Consider the following 17,329-nt stretch of genomic DNA (forward strand, 5'->3'; position numbering starts at 1 on the left):
GGACTTTCCCTCCCCCCTCTGCGGGGGAGGGTACCGGATTCACACTTCTGGGTCTGAGAGTAACACTCTGAAAAAAGAGCGCTTTCCCCTCCCCCTTGCGGGGAGGAGAGAGCCCAGCGACCAGCGATGCGTGAATATCCTCCCCCGCAAAGGGGGGAGGGAGAGACGCGGCGCGGGCCAGCCAGGAAAACAGCCATCACCGCCGCCCCAGCAGGCCCTGCGGGCGCAGGTACATGACGGCGACCAGCAGCAGCAGCGCCGGGATCACCCGGTAGGCCGGGGAGATCAGGTAGGCGGTGGCCGTCTCCAGATACCCCACCACGTAGGCCGCGATCAGCGAGCCGGTGACGCTGCCCAACCCCCCCAGCACCACGATCGAGAAGGCGCTCGCGGTGAGCGGCCCCACCGAGTAGGACGAGACGCCCAGGAACATGCCGAGCAGCACCCCGGCGATGCCGGCGAGCAGGCCGTAGATCGCCCAAACCGCCACGTAGATCTTCGCCATGTCGTGGCCGAGCAGCGTGACGCCGCGCGGGTTCATGGAGGCGGCGAGCAGGACCTTGCCGGCCCGCGCCCGGTTCACGAACAGCCAGAGCAGCCCGATCACCACCCAGCAGATCAGCGCGGTGAAGAGCTCGTTCTTCGGCGTGCGGACGCCCGCGATCTCGACCACGCCCTCGATGAGCGGCAGCACGGTCTTCGGATTGTCGGTGAAGAAGTAGGCCACCAGCTCCTGGATCATGATCCCCCAGAGCAGCGTGCCGGTGAGCACGAAGATTTCTTTCTCTTCTCGCGGGATCGCCCGGCTGCGCTCGATCGGCGCCACGACGGCGAAATAGGTGACGAGGGCGCCCGCGAGCCCGCACAGCACGCCGATCGCCGCGCCCGCGTAGGAGCCGAGGCCGAACAAAGCCGAGGCCGCCCAGGCCGCCACCGCGGCCATGACCATCAGGGCGCCGTGCGTCAGGTTGAGGACGCCCGAGACCCCGAAGATCAGGGTGAAGCCCATCGCGCCGAGCGCGTAGAGGGCCGAGATCGCGAAACCGTCGACGAGGATCTGGAGACCGATCACCGCGCTCTCCCCGCCCGCCTACTGGACCGCCGGCTTGACCGCAGGGGGCAGGATCATGGCCCCGTTGGCGGTCGCGGCCGGCCAGATCGCGACCTGCTTGCCGTTCTGCCACTGCCCGAGCACGCTGGTCATCAGGCCGGGCCCGTACTGGATCGAGTGGGTGAACGGGTCGTCCTTGCCGTAGAACTTGAGATGCCCGACCGTGCCGACGTAGTCGGTCTTCTCCAGGGCCTCGACGAGCTTGTCGGCCTCCGTGGAGCCGGCCCGCTTGATCGCCTCGGCGGTGTAGTAGACGGCATCGTACGCCATGTAGCCCGCGTAGGAGGGCGCGCCGCCGAAGCGCTTGGTGAAGGCGTCGGCGAACGGAATCGTCTTCTCGGTGAGCGCCACGCCCGGCAGCGCCACGCTGTCGAACAGCACGCCCTGCGTCCCGCCGTTGGTGTTGGCCCAGAAGGTCGAGGAGGTCGCCTGACCGCTGATGCCGGTCATGGCGATCGGCACCTGCTGGTTCTGCCACTGCACAGTCGGCTGCACGCCGACATGGGCGATGCCGGTGACGATCAGGTCGGGCTTGGCCGCCTCGATCTTGTTGTAGATCGGCGTGAAGTCGCCCGTGTCCGGCGAGAAGCGGACATGCTCCACCACCTTGAGCCCGGATTTCGGCAGGCATTCCTGGTAGGCGGCGTCCAGCGGCCGGGTCCAGGCGGCGTCCTCGCTCATGATCGCGGCGGTCTTGGCCTTGAGCCTCTCGACCAGCACCTCCTTGGCCGAATCGCAGACCGCCTGCGCCAGGGCGTGCGAGGTCAGGTAGCCGTGGAAGGTGTACTTGTTGCGGGCGTAGTCCTTGTGGACTGCGACGCTGATCTCGTTCGAAGCCGCGCCCGGCGTGATCATCGGCGTCTTGAGCCGGGCCGCCCAGGGCATCAGCGCCAGCACGACCTCCGAGATGTAGCTGGCGATGACGAAGTTGACCTTGTCCTCGGAGACCGCCCGCTGGAAGGCGCGGACCGCGTCGGAGGCGGAGGACTTGTCGTCATAGGTGACGACCTGGATCTGGCGCCCTTCGATGCCGCCCTTGGCGTTGATCTCGTCGGCGGCGAGCTGCACCGCCTGGGGGATCGAGGCCCCGGCCACCGACTGCGCCTCGGCGATCACCCCGATCCTGATCGGATCCGCGGCTCGCACGGGCCCGGCGGCGACCAGCCCCGCCGCGACCAGCGCGGGCAGCGCGCGCCGAATCGGCGCAATCCGGGCGGCGGCGCGCACGGTCTCGGACATCGGCGTTCCCTCATCCCAATGCCCGAATTTTATATTCGCGGGCTTGGCACGAACTGTACCCGCGCTCCGACGGATCACAAGGGGCCGATCGGGACCGGCCGGTGACGTTTGCACGGAGTCGTTTTCCCCCTGGACTATCGCCGCGCGCCACAGCGTCCTAGTCTCGCAGCGGCCCTGCGATGCGCGGGCCCAGTGGCCTCGAAGAAGGGCACGGTCTGGTGAGGAACGCACGCTCGGCCGCGGCCGGGGTTCGCCCCGGACCGCGGCCCTGGAGCCGCAGGAAGCGACCCGCTCCGCGGCCGGCACGGGCAGGGGAACCACAGGCATGACCCTGCGCTGGACGCGGCGGCCCGAGGGCTCGACCTGGGGGGATTTCGGCCCCGACGACGAGCTGGGGCGCCTGAACCTGCTCACCCCCGAAAAGGTGCTGCAGGGCGTCGCCGAGGTGCGCGAAGGGCTCACCTTCTGCCTCAGCCTGCCGCTGGACCTGCCGGGCGGAAACGTCCTGAACCCGCGTCGCCACCCGCCGCAGATCACCCCGACCCGCCGCGCCGACGGCCGGCCGAACATGAACTTCCCGGTCTGCGAGGAGGTCGACGGCGCCACCGACGTGGTCTGCGACGACCGGGCGCTGATCCACCTGCAATACTCGACGCAGTGGGACTCGCTCGCGCATGTCGGCTCGCTGTTCGACGCGGACGGCACTGGGGCGGCGCCGACCTTCTACAACGGCTTCCGCGGCGGCCGGGATATCGTCGGGCCGAGCGCCCCGGAGGCGGCGGACCAGCCGTCCCGGGCGAAGCGCCTCGGGATCGAGCGCCTCGCCGAGACCGGCATGCAGGGCCGGGCCGTGATGATCGACCTGCGCGCCCATCTCGGCGACGCCAAGACCAAGGTGGGCTACGACCAGCTCGCCCGGATCCTGGAGGCCGACGGCGTCGTGGTGGAGCCCGGGGACATGGTCTGCCTGCACACGGGTTTCGCCGAGCGGCTGATCGCCATGGGCGGCGAGCCGGACCCGAAGCTCGTCCACAACCTCTGCGCCGGGCTCGACGGGCGCGATCCGCGCCTCCTCGACTGGATCACACGCTCCGGCCTGTGCGCGCTGATCGCCGACAATTACGCGGTGGAGGCCTACCCGGCGGGCCCTGGCCCCGCCTGCTGCGCGACGCTGCCGCTCCACGAGCACTGCCTGTTCAAGCTCGGGGTCAATCTCGGCGAGCTGTGGCACCTGACGCCGCTCGCCGACTGGCTGCGGGCCCGCGGCCGCAGCCGCTTCCTGCTCACCGCCCCGCCGCTGCGCCTGCCCGGCGCGGTCGGCTCGCCGACGACGCCGATCGCGACGGTGTGAGAGCCGCGGCGGCCTGGAAGCCGCCGGGATCAGCCGAGGGCGAAGGGTGCGGCGTCGGCGTGCGGCGGATCGCCGATCGCTTCCACGGCCTCCTGGGGCGGCCCGGGACGGAGGACGGCGCGCTCGCGGAAATGCGGGATGGCCGCCTCGAACACGGAATCGGCGGCCGCCCGGTCGCCGGCCGCCACGGCGTCGCGCAGGCGCGCTACCCAGGCGTCGAGCCGGTCCCGGTCGGCGAAGACCGGCCGCGCCGCCATCACCCCGTCGATGCCCGGCAGGGCGATCCGGGGCTCCTCGCGGGCGAACAGGATCTCGTTGAGCCGCTCGCCGGGCCGGGCGCCGGTATAGGCGATCTCGATCTCGGTGCCGGGCTCGAAGCCGGCGAGGCGGATCATCCGCTCGGCGAGGTCGGCGATCCGCACCGGCTGCCCCATCTTGAGCACGTAGACGGCGGCGCGCTCCGCGCCGCCGCGGGCCTCGCCGTCGGCATGCGAGGCCGCGGTCAGCACGAGGTCGCAGGCCTCGCGCACGGTCATGAAGTAGCGGACCATGTCGGGGTGGGTGACGGTGACCGGGCCGCCCCGGGCGATCTGCGCCTTGAACACCGGCACCACGGAGCCCACGGAGCCCAGCACGTTGCCGAACCGCACGGCGATCAGCCGGGTCGGGTGGTCCGGCCGCACGGATTGCTCGGCGTCGAGGGCCTGGGCGACCATCTCGGCGAAGCGCTTGGTGACGCCGAGCTGCGAGACCGGCTCGATCGCCTTGTCGGTGGAGATCATCACCAGGGCGCGGGCGCCGGCCGCCACCGCCGCCTCGGCGACGTTGATCGAGCCGAACACGTTGGTCTTGATGCCCTCCTGCCAGTCCCGCTCCAGGTAGGGCACCTGCTTCAGCGCGGCGGCGTGGAGCACGTAGTCGGGTCGGAACGCCGCGATCACCGCGTGCGTCCGCTCCCGGTCGCGGATATCGGCCAGCACGCCGGTCACGGCGGTCTCCGCGGCCAGGATCGCGGGGTGGCTGAGGATGCCGTGGAGCGCCGGCTCGGAGGATTCGAGCACCAGCACGGCGGCGGCCCCGAAGGCCACGGCCCGCAGGCAGATCTCCGAACCGATCGACCCGCCGCCGCCGGTGACCACGACCCGGCGGCCGGCGAGGAACGCCTCCAGGCGCGGCCGGTCGATGGCGACGGTCGGCCGCAGCAGCAGGTCCTCGATCTCGAGCGGCGCCAGTTCCGGCCCCTGCACGCCCTCGCCGAGGCCGACCACGCGGGCGAGGGGCAGGCCGAGGCGCCGGGCGCGGGCGATCAGGTCGTCCGGCGCCGCCTCGGGGACGAGGGCGCTCGGGGCGGCCACGAGCCGCCGCACCGGCTCGCCGCGGCCCGCGAGGTCGGCGACCACGCGCTCGAGATCCGGGAAGCCGCCCAGCACCGGCACGCCGCGCATGAACTGCCCGCGCTCGTCCGCGCGGGGCGACAGGATGCCCCGCGGTGCGAGCTTCTTCACAGAGCCCGACTCGATCGCCCGGATCAGCACGTCCATGTCGGCCCCGCGCCCGAGGAGCAGGGTCGGGACGGTGGCGGCCCGCGCGCTCGATTGCCGGGAGCGGGTGTCCTTGAGGTAGCGGAACGCCAGGCGCGTGCCGCCCAGGAAGAAGATCTGCAGGACCCAGTAGAGCAGGATCGCGATCTTGCCGAAGAAGTAGAAGCCGTAGAGGTCGGACGAGACCAGCACCCAGTCGGTCACCAGGAGCGCCAGGGCCAGGACGCTGGCCGCCCGGACGATGCCGGCGAGGTCCTGCAGGGAGGCGAAGCGCCACTTGGTCCGGTAGAGCCGGAAACGGCCGTAGACGAGGCCGGCGAAGACCAGGAACGGCGGCAGCAGCAGGGGCAGGGCGTGCAGGCGCTCGGCCAGCATGCCGCCCTGGAAGCGGAACAGGAAGGTGAGCACCACGGCGGCAGCGGTCGCCGCGAGGTCGTGGGTCACCATCACCGCGGTCTTATAGAGGCGCTGCTGCATCGTGTGCCGGATGGGATGCCGCGGGGTATCCGCCGCGGCACCGGCCCTGTCAACGCGGCCCGTCCGGGGCCGGAGGGCGCGCGAGCCTCAGCCCAGAGCCCGGGCGGCCGCGCCCGCCGCGTCGTCCACCCGGTCGATGTCGGGGGCGTCGATGTGCCGGTAGCGGGCCTGGATGAGCCCGAAGGCCCCGAAGGCGGCGTGGCCGGCCGCCACGAGCCCGAGGAGGATCCAGCCGTAGGGCTGGGCGCGCAGCAGCGCGAAGGCCTCGGTCAGGCCCTTGGCATCCGAGGAGCGCTGGTGCCACGCCGCCGCGACGAGGAACCCGCCGATGATCAGGAAGGCGAGGCCCCGTGCCGCGTAGCCGAACCGGCCGATCGGGCCGGCCCAGCGGTCACGGTCCTGAGCGTCGAGGGCGAGCCGGTCCGTGACGTCCCCGCGCCAGGCCTTGCCGAGGAAGCCGAAGCCACCGCCCACGACCGCGAGGCCGACGAGGGCCACGAGCCAGCGGCCAAAGGGCTTGCTGAGGAGCCACGCGGTCCCGTCATGCACGCCGTCGCCGCCGCTCATGCCCAGGCCGAGGCTGAGAGAGGCCGCGCTTGCGGCGAGACCGAGATAGAGAACGGCGCTGATCAGGTGGGCGCCGCGCACCGCGAGGCCCTTGGCCGAGGTGCCCCGCCGGTCGGCATCGGTGATCCCCTCGACGAGGCGCCAGAGGGCGAAGCCGGCAAGGCCGAGGGCGATCAGACCGACGACGGCCGCCCCGAACGGCCCGGCCATCACGGCGCGCAGGGCATCCTTGCTGTCGCCGGCCCGTCCGCCATGCCCGAGTGCCGCCAGCAAGGCGAGGCCGCCGACTACGATGTAGACCACGCCGCGGGCGCCGTAGCCGAAGCGGGCGATGCGCTCGATCGTGTTGCGACCGCCGGGAAGAGTCCTCATCGGCGGGGCCGGGCAGTGGGGAATCGGGCAGCGGGCACGGGCGGCATCCTGTCGGGCGGGACCGATCAACGCCTGGCGGCGCCCACCCGATCCGTTGCCGGCACAACCTTCGGGGCCGCCTACATCGGCGTCCGCTCGGCCCGCCCGGTGAGCGCCACGTAGAAGCCGAGCCCGTCCTGGGCCGGCAGGGTCTGCAGGCGCTCGATCAGGCCGCGGCGCTTCGCGTCGAGGAGCAGGCGCCCCGCCGGCTGGAACAGGGTCTCGCCGCCGCCCTCGGGTGGCGGGTCGAGCCGGATCGCCACGGTCTTGCCCTTGGCGAAGCGGCTGCGCTCCAGCATGTCCTTGAGCGAGGCCTCGGCGGTCGCCCGGTTGGTGCCGCGCAGGTCAAGCACCGACTCGGCGTCGGTGACGCCGAGGGAGCCGCGCAGCTTGGCCGCGTAGAAATCTTCGAAATGGGGCAAGTCCGGTGCCTTGATGCTTCGCCGTTCGATCAGGTGGGGTGCGGGCGCTCAGAAGGCGAGCCCGCGATAGAGGTCGCGCACCGGCACGGTGCCGTCGAGCTCCGGCAGCGACACGGTACCGTCCAGCCCGAGGGGCGCGACGCTCCAGTCGTCGCCTTCGCGCCGCCAGACCTCGACCCGCGCCTCGTCGGAATAGACGATCAAGAGCACGGCGAGGCTCGGCACCGTCCGGTAGAAGTCGATCTTCCGGCCACGGTCGAGACTCATCGTCGAGGGCGAGAGCACCGCGGCGACGAGGAGCGGGTCGGCCGCGTAGCCCTCCGGCAGGGGCGGCCCGCACCGCACCACCACGTCGGGGATCGGGGCGAAATCGTCCATCGCGGCGCTGAGGATCGCGAGGCCCGGCATGGCGCGGCAGCCCTTGGCATCCGCGAAGTCGCCGATTCGGCGGATCAGGTTCGCGACGATTGCCTGATGCCGCTCCCGCGGCGGCGCCATGAGCACGGGCTCGCCGTCGAGCAGCTCCCAGCGCTCGTGCGCGGGCCGGCCCTCCACCCAGAGCCTGAACTCGGACACATCCATCCGCGCGTCGCGCTTCGCGGCCAGAGCCATCGCCGATCCCCCGCTCGGCCGGATCGTAGCACCGGGCCGGCCGCCCGCAACAGTTCCGGCTCGGCAGGCCCCCCGCGCGGGCGTCGCGCGCCGGCAGCGCGCCCTGGAGCGCGCGCGTCACGGCTGATGCCGGGGCGGCCTCCGATCGCGACTCGGCGGCCCGCACATGGCGGCCACCGCGACGACTCAGTCGGCGCCGAGCCCGGCCGCCGCGACGGTGGCGCCGGCCTCCAGGAAACGCTGCGGATCCACCGGCTCGCCGTCGATGCGGGTCTCGTAGTGGAGGTGCGCCCCGGTGGAGCGCCCCGTCGAGCCGACGGCGCCGATTACGTCGCCCGCGGCCACGCGCTGCCCGGGGCGGACCGCGATGCGGGCGAGGTGGCCGAACCGGGTGGTGAGGCCGTGGCCGTGATCGATCTCGACCATGTTGCCGTAGCCGCCGACGGCCTCGGCGGCGACCACCCGGCCCGGCGCGGTGGCGCGGGCGGGCTCGCCGTACTCCGCCTTCAGGTCCAGCCCGGTATGCAGGGCGAGGCCGCGGGTGAAGGGGTCGACGCGCGTGCCGAACGGGCTCGACACGGCCGAGTGCCCTCGGATCGGGCGGGCCAGGGGCAGGGTGGCGGCGAGCCGGCGCAGCCGCTCGCCATCATCGAGGGTCCGCCGGGCCAGCGCCAGCCCCTCGGTAAAGCCGGCGCCGTCCAGGGCGCGGCCGTCCAGAGGGACCAGAGGACCGCCGAGGCCCGCGGCCGGCACCGCCGCGCCGAAGCGGTCCGGGTCGAGGCCGGTGCGGCCGATCAGGCTGCGTAACCGCCGCACTGCGTTCCCGGCCCGGACGGCCAGGCCGGCGAGGCGCTCGCCCTGGGCGGCCTGCAGGCCGTCGAGCCGGGCCTCCAGCCGGATCAGCCCGGTTTCCGCCTCGCGCGCGCCGCGGCCGGGCAGGGGATCGAGGGCAGATCGCGGCGCCGGAGCCGGGCCCTCAGTCGGGCGCAGGAAGAGATCGTCGTAATCCTCGCTGTGCCCCCCATCGGACCGCCCGGTCAGGGCGCCGGTGGTGATGGGCTCGGACAGCGCCTGCCGCTCGAGGTCGGCGAGGGCCGCGGTGCGCCGCTCCAGCTCGGCTTGGCGCTCCAGGGCGGCCGCGACGCGGTCGGCCAACCCCGCCTCGCTGCCGACCCTGTCGCGCCGATCGCCGTCGAGGCGGTCCTGAAGCGCGCCGATGCGTGCCTCGTAGGCGTCGCGCAGGGCGGCCTGCCGGGCCACGAAGCCGGCGAGCACGTCGTCGTGGAACACGATCAGGTAGGTGGCGCCGAGCGCCCAGACCAGCGCCAGGGCGAGGCCAACGGCAAGCCAAGGAGCCGGCCGGTGCAGCATGAGACGCGCGAGGAACTTCGGAGGATGCATCGGGACGGCCCCGGGAGAGCCGCCACTCAGACCTCAGTAGGGTTAAGGATCCGTCGCGCGCCGGGTCGTCCGGCCGGTCAAGGGAAGACGCGTCAAGGCAGCGCGCGAGCAGCCGCCAGCACAGCCTCGGCATGTCCCGGCACCTTCACCTTCGGCCAGATCCTGGCAATGCGCCCCTCGCGGTCGACCAGCACGGTGGTGCGCTCCACGCCCATGTATTTGCGCCCGTACATGCTCTTCTCGACCCAAACACCGTAGGCTTCGAGTACGGTCTTGTCCTCGTCGGCAGCGAGCGGGAAGGTGAGCCCGTACTTTCCGCAGAATTTGTCATGGCTCTTCACCGGGTCCGGCGAAAGGCCGATGACCTTGGCGCCCGACTCCGCGAAGGCCGGCAGCAGACCGTTGAAGTCCTGCGCCTCAAGCGTGCATCCGCTCGTGTCGTCCTTCGGGTAGAAGTAGAGCACGACTTTGTGACCTTTGAGCGCGGACAATCCGACGCGCCCTCCGCCCGAGGCGGGAAGGTCGAAATCAGGGGCGAGATCCCCCTCTGACAGCGGCATCGTGCCTTCCTTTCGGCCGATTGATGATGTGCAACCGATCTCGTGCGCGGCCTCGAGCGATTGCGCCGCGCACGTCCGAGCCAAGCCCGGAGTCGCGGTCGCTGTAAAGCGCGGGCGCGCTTCGATCCACCGGCCGCGGAGCCCGACGGCACCGTGTGCAGAGCCCCCGGAACAAAGGTCCCGATGGCGGACGAGACAACGTCGGCAGGCAGGCCTCGGGGGCGGGCGCGACGCGTGGGTGGCGTCTGCTTCGTCAGCGCCCTCGCGCTGGTGCTGCTCCTCGGCGCCGGTGTCGGTCTCGTGGCCCTGCGCCTGTCGAACGGCCCGCTGCAGATCGACGGCCTGTCGCGCCGCGTCGCGGCCGCGGTGGCCGAGCGGATCGGACCCGGCTGGAGCATCGGGCTGCGCGGTAGCAGCCTGGAACTCGACCGCGAGAACGCCCTGAGCCTCCGCTTCTCCGGCCTCGACATCCGCAATCCGCAGGGCGACCTCGTGGTGCGCGCGCCCCTGGCACTCGTCAGCCTCGACCCCTGGGGGCTCCTGCGGCTCAACCTCCAGCCGCGCTCGATCGAGTTCCGCGAGACGCAGACCACCGCGCTGCTGCACCGGGACGGCTCCATCGCCTTCGCGGCCTCGGAGGCCAACCATCCGGCCGACGTCGCGCCGCACACACCGCCGAGCGTGGAAGGGGTGCGGGGCAGCGTATCGCCCCTCTCCGCAGCGATCGCGTCGATCTTCGGGATCGTCCTCGATCCGAGCGGCGTCGTCGGCGCCCTCGACCGCGCCCGCGTCACCGATGCGCGGCTGCGGCTGATCGACGAGGACGGCCACGAGCGCGCGGTGTTCGCGCGGGTCAACGGCCTGTTCGGGCGCGATCCGGTCAACGGGACCCGGAACTTCGAATTGCGGCTCGACGGGCCGCACGGCGAGTGGCGCTTCGGCGGCACGCTGCGCGACGGCGCGGACGGGCAAGAGCGCTCGGGCGTCATCACCCTCGACGACCTGCCGGTCACCGATCTCCTGCTGCTCTCCGGCCACTCCGGTCTGCCGCTGACCACGGACCTGAAGCTCTCGGCCCGCGCCGATGTGAGCCTGACGGCCGGCCGCATCCGGACCATGAACGCCAAGCTCCACACCGGCGACGGCACGTTCCTGATCGAGGAGAAGGACTTCAATCCCGTCACGGTCGAGAGCCTCGACGCGTCCCTGGACTGGGACGAGGCCGGACGTGTGATGTCGCTCACCGGCCTGGATTATCGCGGGGCCGGCAACGCCGTGCACCTCACCGGGGCGTGGAAGGGCAGTCCTCCGGACGCGAGCACGACCTGGACCGCGAGTTTCGCGGGTCGCGACGCCACCCTGCGCGGGGCGACCCCGCAGGACGCGCCGGTGAAGATCGACGCCCTGGACGCACAGCTCTCCGGCCGCGACGGCGGCATCGCCATCGACGCGCTCACCCTGTCGGGTCCCGGCGTAAAGGGCGCGATCACCGGCACAATCGGCACCAGTGCCGACGACGGCGGCCTGACCCTCCACCTCGCCGGCCACGACGGCGAGGTCCGCACCGGGCTCCGGCTCTGGCCCGAGCACATCGCGCCGCCGGCCCGCGCCTACCTGGTGGACCAGCTCCGCCGCGGCCGGATCGATTCCGTCGACATCAAGGTGAAGATGTCGGGCTCGGTCCTGGCCGCCGCGACTCGGGGCGACCCGGCCCCGGACGACGCGGTCCATATCGACTTCCACGTCTCGGACGCGGCCATCGACGTCACCGCGGACGCCCCGCCGGTGACCAAGGGCAACGTGGTCGGCGTGATCACCGGGCGCTCGACTACGGTGCGCAACGTGACCGCCGAGGTCCACGGGCCGGACGGGCGGGGGCTCGCCATCTCGGACGGTAGCTTCGTCATCCCGCAGATCACCCCGGACCGGGTCGTGGCGCAGATCGGGATGCGGCTCTCGGGCGGCGCCGACGGCATGGCCTCGGTTCTGCAGGCCAAGCTGTTCAAGAGCGTGATGAGCGTCGACCTCGAGCCGGCCACGATCAAGGGCAGCGCCGACCTGCGCGTCGACTTCCCCCTCGACCTCAAGCACATCCCCGACCTGCCGGACCTGCCGGTGACGCTGACCGGCTCGCTGGCCGACCTCTCGGTCGACAAGGTGATGGGCCGGGACCGGCTCGAATCGGGCCGGTTCAACCTCGTCTACGACCGGGGCGCCTTCGCGCTGAAGGGCGACGGCCGGGTCGCGGGCGCGCCGATGTCGGTCGACCTGCGCCAGCCGAAGGTCGGGCAGCCCGGCGAGGCGGTGATCAACGTGTCGCTCGACGAGGCGGTCCGCGGCCGGAAGGGCCTGCCGACCGCGCCGCAGCTCACCGGCACGATCCCGGTCCGCGCGGTGGTGCAGATCGGCCGGCCGGGGTCCGGCAAGCCGCCGATCCGGGTCGAGGCGGATCTGGCGAAGGCCGGGATCGACGGGCTGATCCCGGGGCTGACGAAGCCCCCGGGCAAGCCGGGGCGGCTCACCTTCACCCTCGTCGACAGTGGCCAGAGCTTAGACCTGCGCGACTTCGCCCTCGACGCGGCCCCGGCCAGCGCGCGCGGCACCGTCACGATCACGCCCGAGGGCGGCCTGGAACGGGCGGACCTGACCAGCGTCAAGCTCTCCCCCGGCGACGACCTGCGCGTGAGCCTGGATCGGACCAACAGCGGCTACAAGGTCGTGGTCCGGGGCGCGGTGGTCGATGCCCGGCCCTTCCTGAAATCGCTGGGCGCCTCCGATCCGAAGGGGGGCAGAGAATCGAAGGACGCGAACCCGAAGGATATCGACGCGGACATCCAGGTGCCCATCGTCGCCGGCTTCAACGAGGAGGCGCTGACCGGCGCCAATCTGAAGCTCTCCCTGCACGGGAAGACCCTGCGGGCCGCCAACATCACCGGGCGCTTCCGCGCGGCACCCTTCGCCGCCACGGTCACCCGCGGCGAGCGCGGCGTGCCGACCCTGGCGGTGGAGACGGCCGATGCCGGCGCGACACTGCGGTTCGTCGATGTCTACCGGCGGATGTATGGCGGCCGGCTCTCGGCCGGGATCGGCCTCAATGACGGGCCGCAATCGGGCGTCGTGCAGATCCGCGACTTCATCCTGCGCAACGAGCCGGCGCTGTCGAGCATCATGGCGCAGGGCCCGGAGCCGACCGACGCGGAGACGGCGCGCAGCCGCCGGGTCGCCCCGGGCCGGGGGGCGGGCGACGTCACCTTCGACCGCATGCGCGCCAACTTCGTTCGGACCGGCACCCGCGTCGATTTCAGCGACGCCGCGATCTCGAACGCCGCCATGGGCTTCACCCTGTCGGGCTGGCTCGATACCGGCCGCGAGCGCACCGACATGACCGGCACCTTCGTGCCGCTCTACGGCCTGAACAACGTGGCCTCGCAGCTGCCGCTGCTCGGGCCGCTCCTCGGGGGCGGACACAACGAGGGCCTGTTCGCGGTCAATTTCCGCGTCTCCGGCAAGCTCGCCTCGCCGGACGTGAGCGTGAACCCGCTCTCGGCGATCGCCCCGGGCTTCCTGCGCAAGCTGTTCAGCGCCGGCGGCGGGCCCTTCGCGGACGGGCTGCCGGGGCTGCCGCAGTAATAGGGCGGGCAGCCCGGAAGAGCCGCCCGACCCTGTCTCACGCGTGGATGAAATCCGTGATCACGGCCGGTGCCGCCGCGTCGAAGCCGACCACGTCGAGCATGCCGGGATCCTCCGGGTCGGCGACGCTGAAGCCGTTGGAGACCAGCCCCACGACCACCAGCTTCGCCGGAATCCCGGTCTTCTCCCGGTACGCCCGCAGCGCCTGGACCGGGTGGACCGGCCCCGCCCAGGTCTCCGAGTCCGTGTAGACCACGAACGCGTCGGCCTTGACGCCCCGCTCCAGCGCCCAGCGCATCGGCAGGCCGCAGTCGGTGGCGCCGAACGGCAGGTCGGCAGTCGCCCGCACCGCCTGATCGAGCCGCGTCGACGGCCCGATCGGCAGCGGCGTCAGCGCAGCCCCCTGGCTGCAGGCCCGGCCGCCCTCGGCGGTGAAGCCGAGCACCTGCCAGTGCTCCTCGGTCGCCGCGGTGACGAGCGCCATCGCGGCGGCCGCCTCCCGGGCCGTGAGCGTCGAGCCCGCGACCGTGCTGGCGCCCATCGAGCCCGAGACGTCCAGCGCCAGCACGAGGCGCCGGCCTGTGGGCTCGACCGCGGCGAACGCCGTGTAGAACGCGGCGTTCAGCGCCTCGACGATCGCCGCCACCGGCTCCCAGGTGAGCGTGCCCCGCTGACCACGTCCGGAGACGTAGGTCTTGAGGGCCAGCAGCAGCGCCATCGGGTGGAGGCGCGCCCGGAGGACGCGCTCCCGGTCCGACAGGGCCGACCGGACGTGCTCGGTGCCCTCCGAGAAGGGCGCGAGCACCCCCGCGGCCGTCAGGCGGCCGAGCTGGCGCACGAGGGCTCCGACCGGCATCCGCTCGATCAGGGCCTCGTTCACCGCGCGGCTGCCCATCAGCCTGGTCGGCAGCGCCTCCCACGGCAGGCCGTGCGAGCGCACCAGGGCGGCGGCCACCGCCCCGTCGACGCCCTCCGCGTGCACCCGCGCGAAGGCGTGGACGATCCCGGGGGCGGCCTCGGTCACGGTGCCGCGGCAGATCCAGTCGAACAGCGCCTTCCGGGCGGGCTCCTCCGTCTCCGGGTGGGCCAGCCGCAGCAGGTCGCGGTGCGACCAGCCCTGACGGGCCCGGTACTTCACCGCCTGGAAGGCCAGGGCTTCCACGGGCTTGTCGGCGTACCAGCCGCCGACCGCCCGGCGCAGGCCCCGGCCCCAGCCCCGCATCGCCTCGACCGACTCGGCGAACCGGAACAGGTGCGTGCCGGTGCGGCAGACCCGGGGCAGGGCCGCGAGCGCCGCGCGCCGGGTCGCGAGGTCCGCCGAGGCGGCGGCCAGCGCCAGGGCGAAGATCGCCGGATCCTGCTTCGGAGCCCGGCCCGCCTCGCTCACCGCCACGATGGCGGCGACCGCGCGGGCACCGTCCTGCGCGATGCACCGCTGCACCGCCGCCGCGTTCGCGGCAGTCAGAGCGCGCGGGCTCGCGTAGTACGAGCCGCCCTCGGAGCCGAGCACCAGGAAGCGGTCGAGCCGCGCCCAGTCGCCGACCACGAAGGCGTGGCCTCCGGCGGCGTTCGGCATCGTGCCGGGGATCGGCTCCGACTGCGGCGTGGCGCGGAGCCGGAACATCTTTGCGAGCTTCGTCATGGCGGGCTCCTCTCTGTCTCTCCTCTCTCCATCGCGGCCGATCGCCGGCCGGTGGCGCGTTCCGGCGCGCGGTCGGGCGGGGACGCGGCCGCGGCGCGTCGTCCACCGCCGCTCGCGCGCGGCCGGTCTCTCGTGTGGTCGGTGGCGGGGTTTCGTCCGGGCGTGGCGGCGACGAAGGGCTTGTCCGATGCTCTGCTTGAGCGACGGGCCTGACGGCCCGGCGGGACTCGCACCCGCACCCATCGGATCCCGATAACCTTCGTCTTCCGGCCCGCGTCCGGGCGATACGGGCGTGGCGTGAGGAACGGTGTCTGGGCGCTCTATCCGGGCTGAGCTACGGGCCTCCCGGCCCGGCGGGATTCGAACCCGCGACCTCCCTGACGTGAGGATAACCGGTCCTCTCCGGCCCGCATCGTCGGCCGGGATCCGCGCAGGGTCGGCGCTCCGGTCGTCTCGCGGGCCCCGCGGTCGTGGTGTCGGGGACGGGCATGAGCTCCGGCGACCGCGCGGCCCCCGGCGGGGATCGAACCCGCAACCTCCGCGGGACAAGCCCGCGGCGCTCTACCGATGATAACCGTCCCCTGCCGGCCCGCAGGGTCCTCGAGACGCGCTCAGCCTCTCGGGCCGAGAGCCCCGCGATACGACCGTAACGGTCGCATCAACCCGGGACGGGCGAACGCCGCGACGTCGATGCCGTCGTGCTGTTTCATGCCAGGCTCCGTCCGAACGGGGCTTCGGGTGACGCGGGCGTGTCGATGAGGCTCGGGGGGATCCGTGACAGGGATAACCGAGCGTCTCCGGCCCGCGCCGGTGAACTGCGATTGTCTGCCAGTGGCGACCGACGCGAAGGGAACCGGACTCTCCCGCCGCGGCGCGCAGGCCGCGGATACCCGGAGAGTGCGGTCACTTCAGATCATCGTCCCGGCAGGCCGATGGCGCGGTGGATACGGTCGCGCTCGGCCTGCGTCAACCGGAAACTTGATAATTCTTTCAGTTCGGGCGATCTCCGGCCCATGATCACTGCCGCCCAGATCCGCGCCGGCCGCGGACTTCTCAAATGGACGCAAGGGGTTCTCGCGAGCCGCGCCGCGGTCTCGGTCGTCACCCTGAACATGATTGAGAGCGAGCAGGTCCAGCCCCGCACGCGGACCCTCGCGGCGATCCGCACGGTCCTCGAAGGGGCGGGCATCCGCTTCGTCGGCGACCCGCAGGAGGGCTACGGGGCGATCCTGCGCCCCGCCCCCGCGACCGGGTCCGCGCCGGCACAGAAAAGCCCGGCGCGGCGGACCGCACCGGGCTGAAACCGAACCGGCCTGCGCGTCTGCGCTACTTCTCGACGAAGGCCTTCTCGATGACGTAGTGGGCGGCCTCGCCGTGGTTGCCCTCCTCGTAGCCGCGCGACGTCAGGAGCTCGCGGGTGTCGCGGATCATGTCGGGGCTGCCGCAGAGCATGAAGCGGTCGTTCTCGATCGACATCGGCGGCAGGCCGATATCCTCGAACAGCTTGCCCGAGACCATCAGGTCGGTGATCCGGCCGCGGTTGCGGAATGGCTCGCGGGTGACGGTCGGGTAGTAGATCAGCTGGTTCGAGATCATCTCGCCCAGGAACTCGTGGCGCGGCAGCGTCTCGGTGATGGTCTCGCCGTAGGCGAGCTCCTGCACCTGCCGGCAGCCGTGGACCAGCACCACCTTCTCGAACCGGTCGTAGGCCTCGGGATCCTTGATGATCGACAGGAACGGCGCCAGCCCGGTGCCGGTGCCCAGCAGGTACAGGTTCCGGCCCGGCAGCAGGTTGTCGAGCACCAGTGTGCCGGTGGGCTTCTTGCCGACGATGATCGGGTCGCCGACCTTCAGGTGCTGCAGCTTCGAGGTCAGCGGGCCGTCCTGGACCTTGATCGAGAAGAACTCCAGCTCCTCCTCGTAGTTGGCCGAGACCACCGAGTAGGCGCGCAGCAGCGGCCGGCCCTCGACCTCCAGGCCGATCATGGTGAACTCGCCGTTGCGGAACCGGAACGCCGGATCCCGCGTCGTGCGGAACGAGAACAGGTTGTCGGTCCAGTGGTGGACCGACAGAACGCGCTCCTCGTAGAACTTGCTCATCGACGGATCAGTCCTCGAATCCTCTGACGCTCGGCTCACGGTCCCGACGATCCGGGGCCCGTGGTGCGGGGGATCCCCGCCGCCCCGCTCGGGCGGGGTGGATCCTCGGCAGGGAACCCGCCCGGATCCGGATACAAACACACGCGCGTTGCTTCTTTCGCAGTTGCAGCACGCCCGTCAAGGCGTGCCGGGATCACACTGGCGAAAGAAGTGAACGGCCTGGAATCGTTCGAATATTTAGCGTCGTTGCGGACGGTCCGCAGCG

The 17,329-nt window shown here is 72.2% G+C and carries 13 protein-coding genes and 2 tRNA genes; 3 read left to right on the forward strand and 12 right to left on the reverse strand.

What is annotated here, in order from left to right; all coding sequences use genetic code 11:
- Positions 1 to 196 precede the first annotated feature (196 nt).
- Both BLT59_RS02385 and BLT59_RS02390 read right to left on the reverse strand, forming a co-directional pair.
- Entirely contained in the window at positions 197 to 1,072 is an 876-nt protein-coding gene (locus tag BLT59_RS02385) for a branched-chain amino acid ABC transporter permease (protein WP_043386828.1), read from the reverse strand.
- An 18-nt stretch (positions 1,073 to 1,090) separates the two neighbouring features.
- Positions 1,091 to 2,350 carry an ABC transporter substrate-binding protein gene (locus tag BLT59_RS02390; protein ID WP_091776058.1) on the reverse strand — a complete coding sequence of 420 codons (1,260 nt, stop codon included), beginning with the start codon at positions 2,348 to 2,350 and terminating at the stop codon, positions 1,091 to 1,093.
- A gap of 325 nt (positions 2,351 to 2,675) precedes the next feature.
- On the opposite strand from BLT59_RS02390, the gene BLT59_RS02395 reads away from it, so the two are divergent.
- A complete protein-coding gene (locus BLT59_RS02395) occupies positions 2,676 to 3,701 on the forward strand; it encodes a cyclase family protein (protein WP_091776061.1) in 1,026 nt (341 codons plus the stop codon).
- Between the two features lie 29 nt (positions 3,702 to 3,730).
- Here BLT59_RS02395 and BLT59_RS02400 read toward each other — a convergent pair whose 3' ends face one another.
- The 6 genes from BLT59_RS02400 to BLT59_RS02425 all read right to left on the reverse strand — a co-directional run bounded on the left by BLT59_RS02400 (position 3,731) and on the right by BLT59_RS02425 (position 9,692).
- Positions 3,731 to 5,719 carry an SDR family NAD(P)-dependent oxidoreductase gene (locus BLT59_RS02400; protein WP_091776064.1) on the reverse strand — a complete coding sequence of 663 codons (1,989 nt, stop codon included), beginning with the start codon at positions 5,717 to 5,719 and terminating at the stop codon, positions 3,731 to 3,733.
- Between the two features lie 87 nt (positions 5,720 to 5,806).
- On the reverse strand, positions 5,807 to 6,658 hold the full coding sequence (locus BLT59_RS02405) for a DUF1206 domain-containing protein (RefSeq protein ID WP_091776067.1): 852 nt from the start codon (positions 6,656 to 6,658) through the stop codon (positions 5,807 to 5,809).
- Positions 6,659 to 6,777: 119 nt separating this feature from the next.
- The gene (locus BLT59_RS02410; RefSeq protein WP_012318792.1) at positions 6,778 to 7,119 is read right to left on the reverse strand and encodes a hypothetical protein; all 342 of its coding nucleotides are present in this window, start codon (positions 7,117 to 7,119) and stop codon (positions 6,778 to 6,780) included.
- Positions 7,120 to 7,167: 48 nt separating this feature from the next.
- Positions 7,168 to 7,731, reverse strand: coding sequence for a Uma2 family endonuclease (locus tag BLT59_RS02415; RefSeq protein ID WP_091776070.1), 564 nt, complete (start codon positions 7,729 to 7,731; stop codon positions 7,168 to 7,170).
- 186 nt (positions 7,732 to 7,917) lie between these two features.
- The gene (locus tag BLT59_RS02420) at positions 7,918 to 9,132 is read right to left on the reverse strand and encodes a M23 family metallopeptidase (protein WP_091776073.1); all 1,215 of its coding nucleotides are present in this window, start codon (positions 9,130 to 9,132) and stop codon (positions 7,918 to 7,920) included.
- 92 nt (positions 9,133 to 9,224) lie between these two features.
- On the reverse strand, positions 9,225 to 9,692 hold the full coding sequence (locus tag BLT59_RS02425; RefSeq protein ID WP_091776077.1) for a peroxiredoxin: 468 nt from the start codon (positions 9,690 to 9,692) through the stop codon (positions 9,225 to 9,227).
- Between the two features lie 183 nt (positions 9,693 to 9,875).
- Here BLT59_RS02425 and BLT59_RS02430 point away from each other — a divergent pair, with 183 nt between their 5' ends.
- The gene (locus BLT59_RS02430) at positions 9,876 to 13,322 is read left to right on the forward strand and encodes a YhdP family protein (protein WP_091776080.1); all 3,447 of its coding nucleotides are present in this window, start codon (positions 9,876 to 9,878) and stop codon (positions 13,320 to 13,322) included.
- A gap of 37 nt (positions 13,323 to 13,359) precedes the next feature.
- Here BLT59_RS02430 and BLT59_RS02435 read toward each other — a convergent pair whose 3' ends face one another.
- The 3 genes from BLT59_RS02435 to BLT59_RS31095 form a co-directional block, all read right to left on the reverse strand.
- A complete protein-coding gene (locus BLT59_RS02435) occupies positions 13,360 to 14,964 on the reverse strand; it encodes a TROVE domain-containing protein (protein ID WP_091776083.1) in 1,605 nt (534 codons plus the stop codon).
- A 212-nt stretch (positions 14,965 to 15,176) separates the two neighbouring features.
- A tRNA-OTHER gene (locus tag BLT59_RS31090) sits at positions 15,177 to 15,308 on the reverse strand.
- 1 nt (position 15,309) lies between these two features.
- Positions 15,310 to 15,374: transfer RNA gene (locus tag BLT59_RS31095), tRNA-OTHER, on the reverse strand.
- Positions 15,375 to 15,977: 603 nt separating this feature from the next.
- Here BLT59_RS31095 and BLT59_RS02440 point away from each other — a divergent pair.
- Positions 15,978 to 16,265, forward strand: a complete 288-nt coding sequence (locus BLT59_RS02440; RefSeq protein ID WP_091776086.1) for a helix-turn-helix domain-containing protein — start codon at positions 15,978 to 15,980, stop codon at positions 16,263 to 16,265.
- Positions 16,266 to 16,290: 25 nt separating this feature from the next.
- On the opposite strand, the gene BLT59_RS02445 is transcribed toward BLT59_RS02440, so the two are convergent.
- Positions 16,291 to 17,064, reverse strand: a complete 774-nt coding sequence (locus BLT59_RS02445; protein WP_091776089.1) for a ferredoxin--NADP reductase — start codon at positions 17,062 to 17,064, stop codon at positions 16,291 to 16,293.
- Positions 17,065 to 17,329: the final 265 nt, after the last annotated feature.

This window comes from Methylobacterium sp. UNC378MF (assembly GCF_900103195.1).
GTDB lineage: Bacteria > Pseudomonadota > Alphaproteobacteria > Rhizobiales > Beijerinckiaceae > Methylobacterium.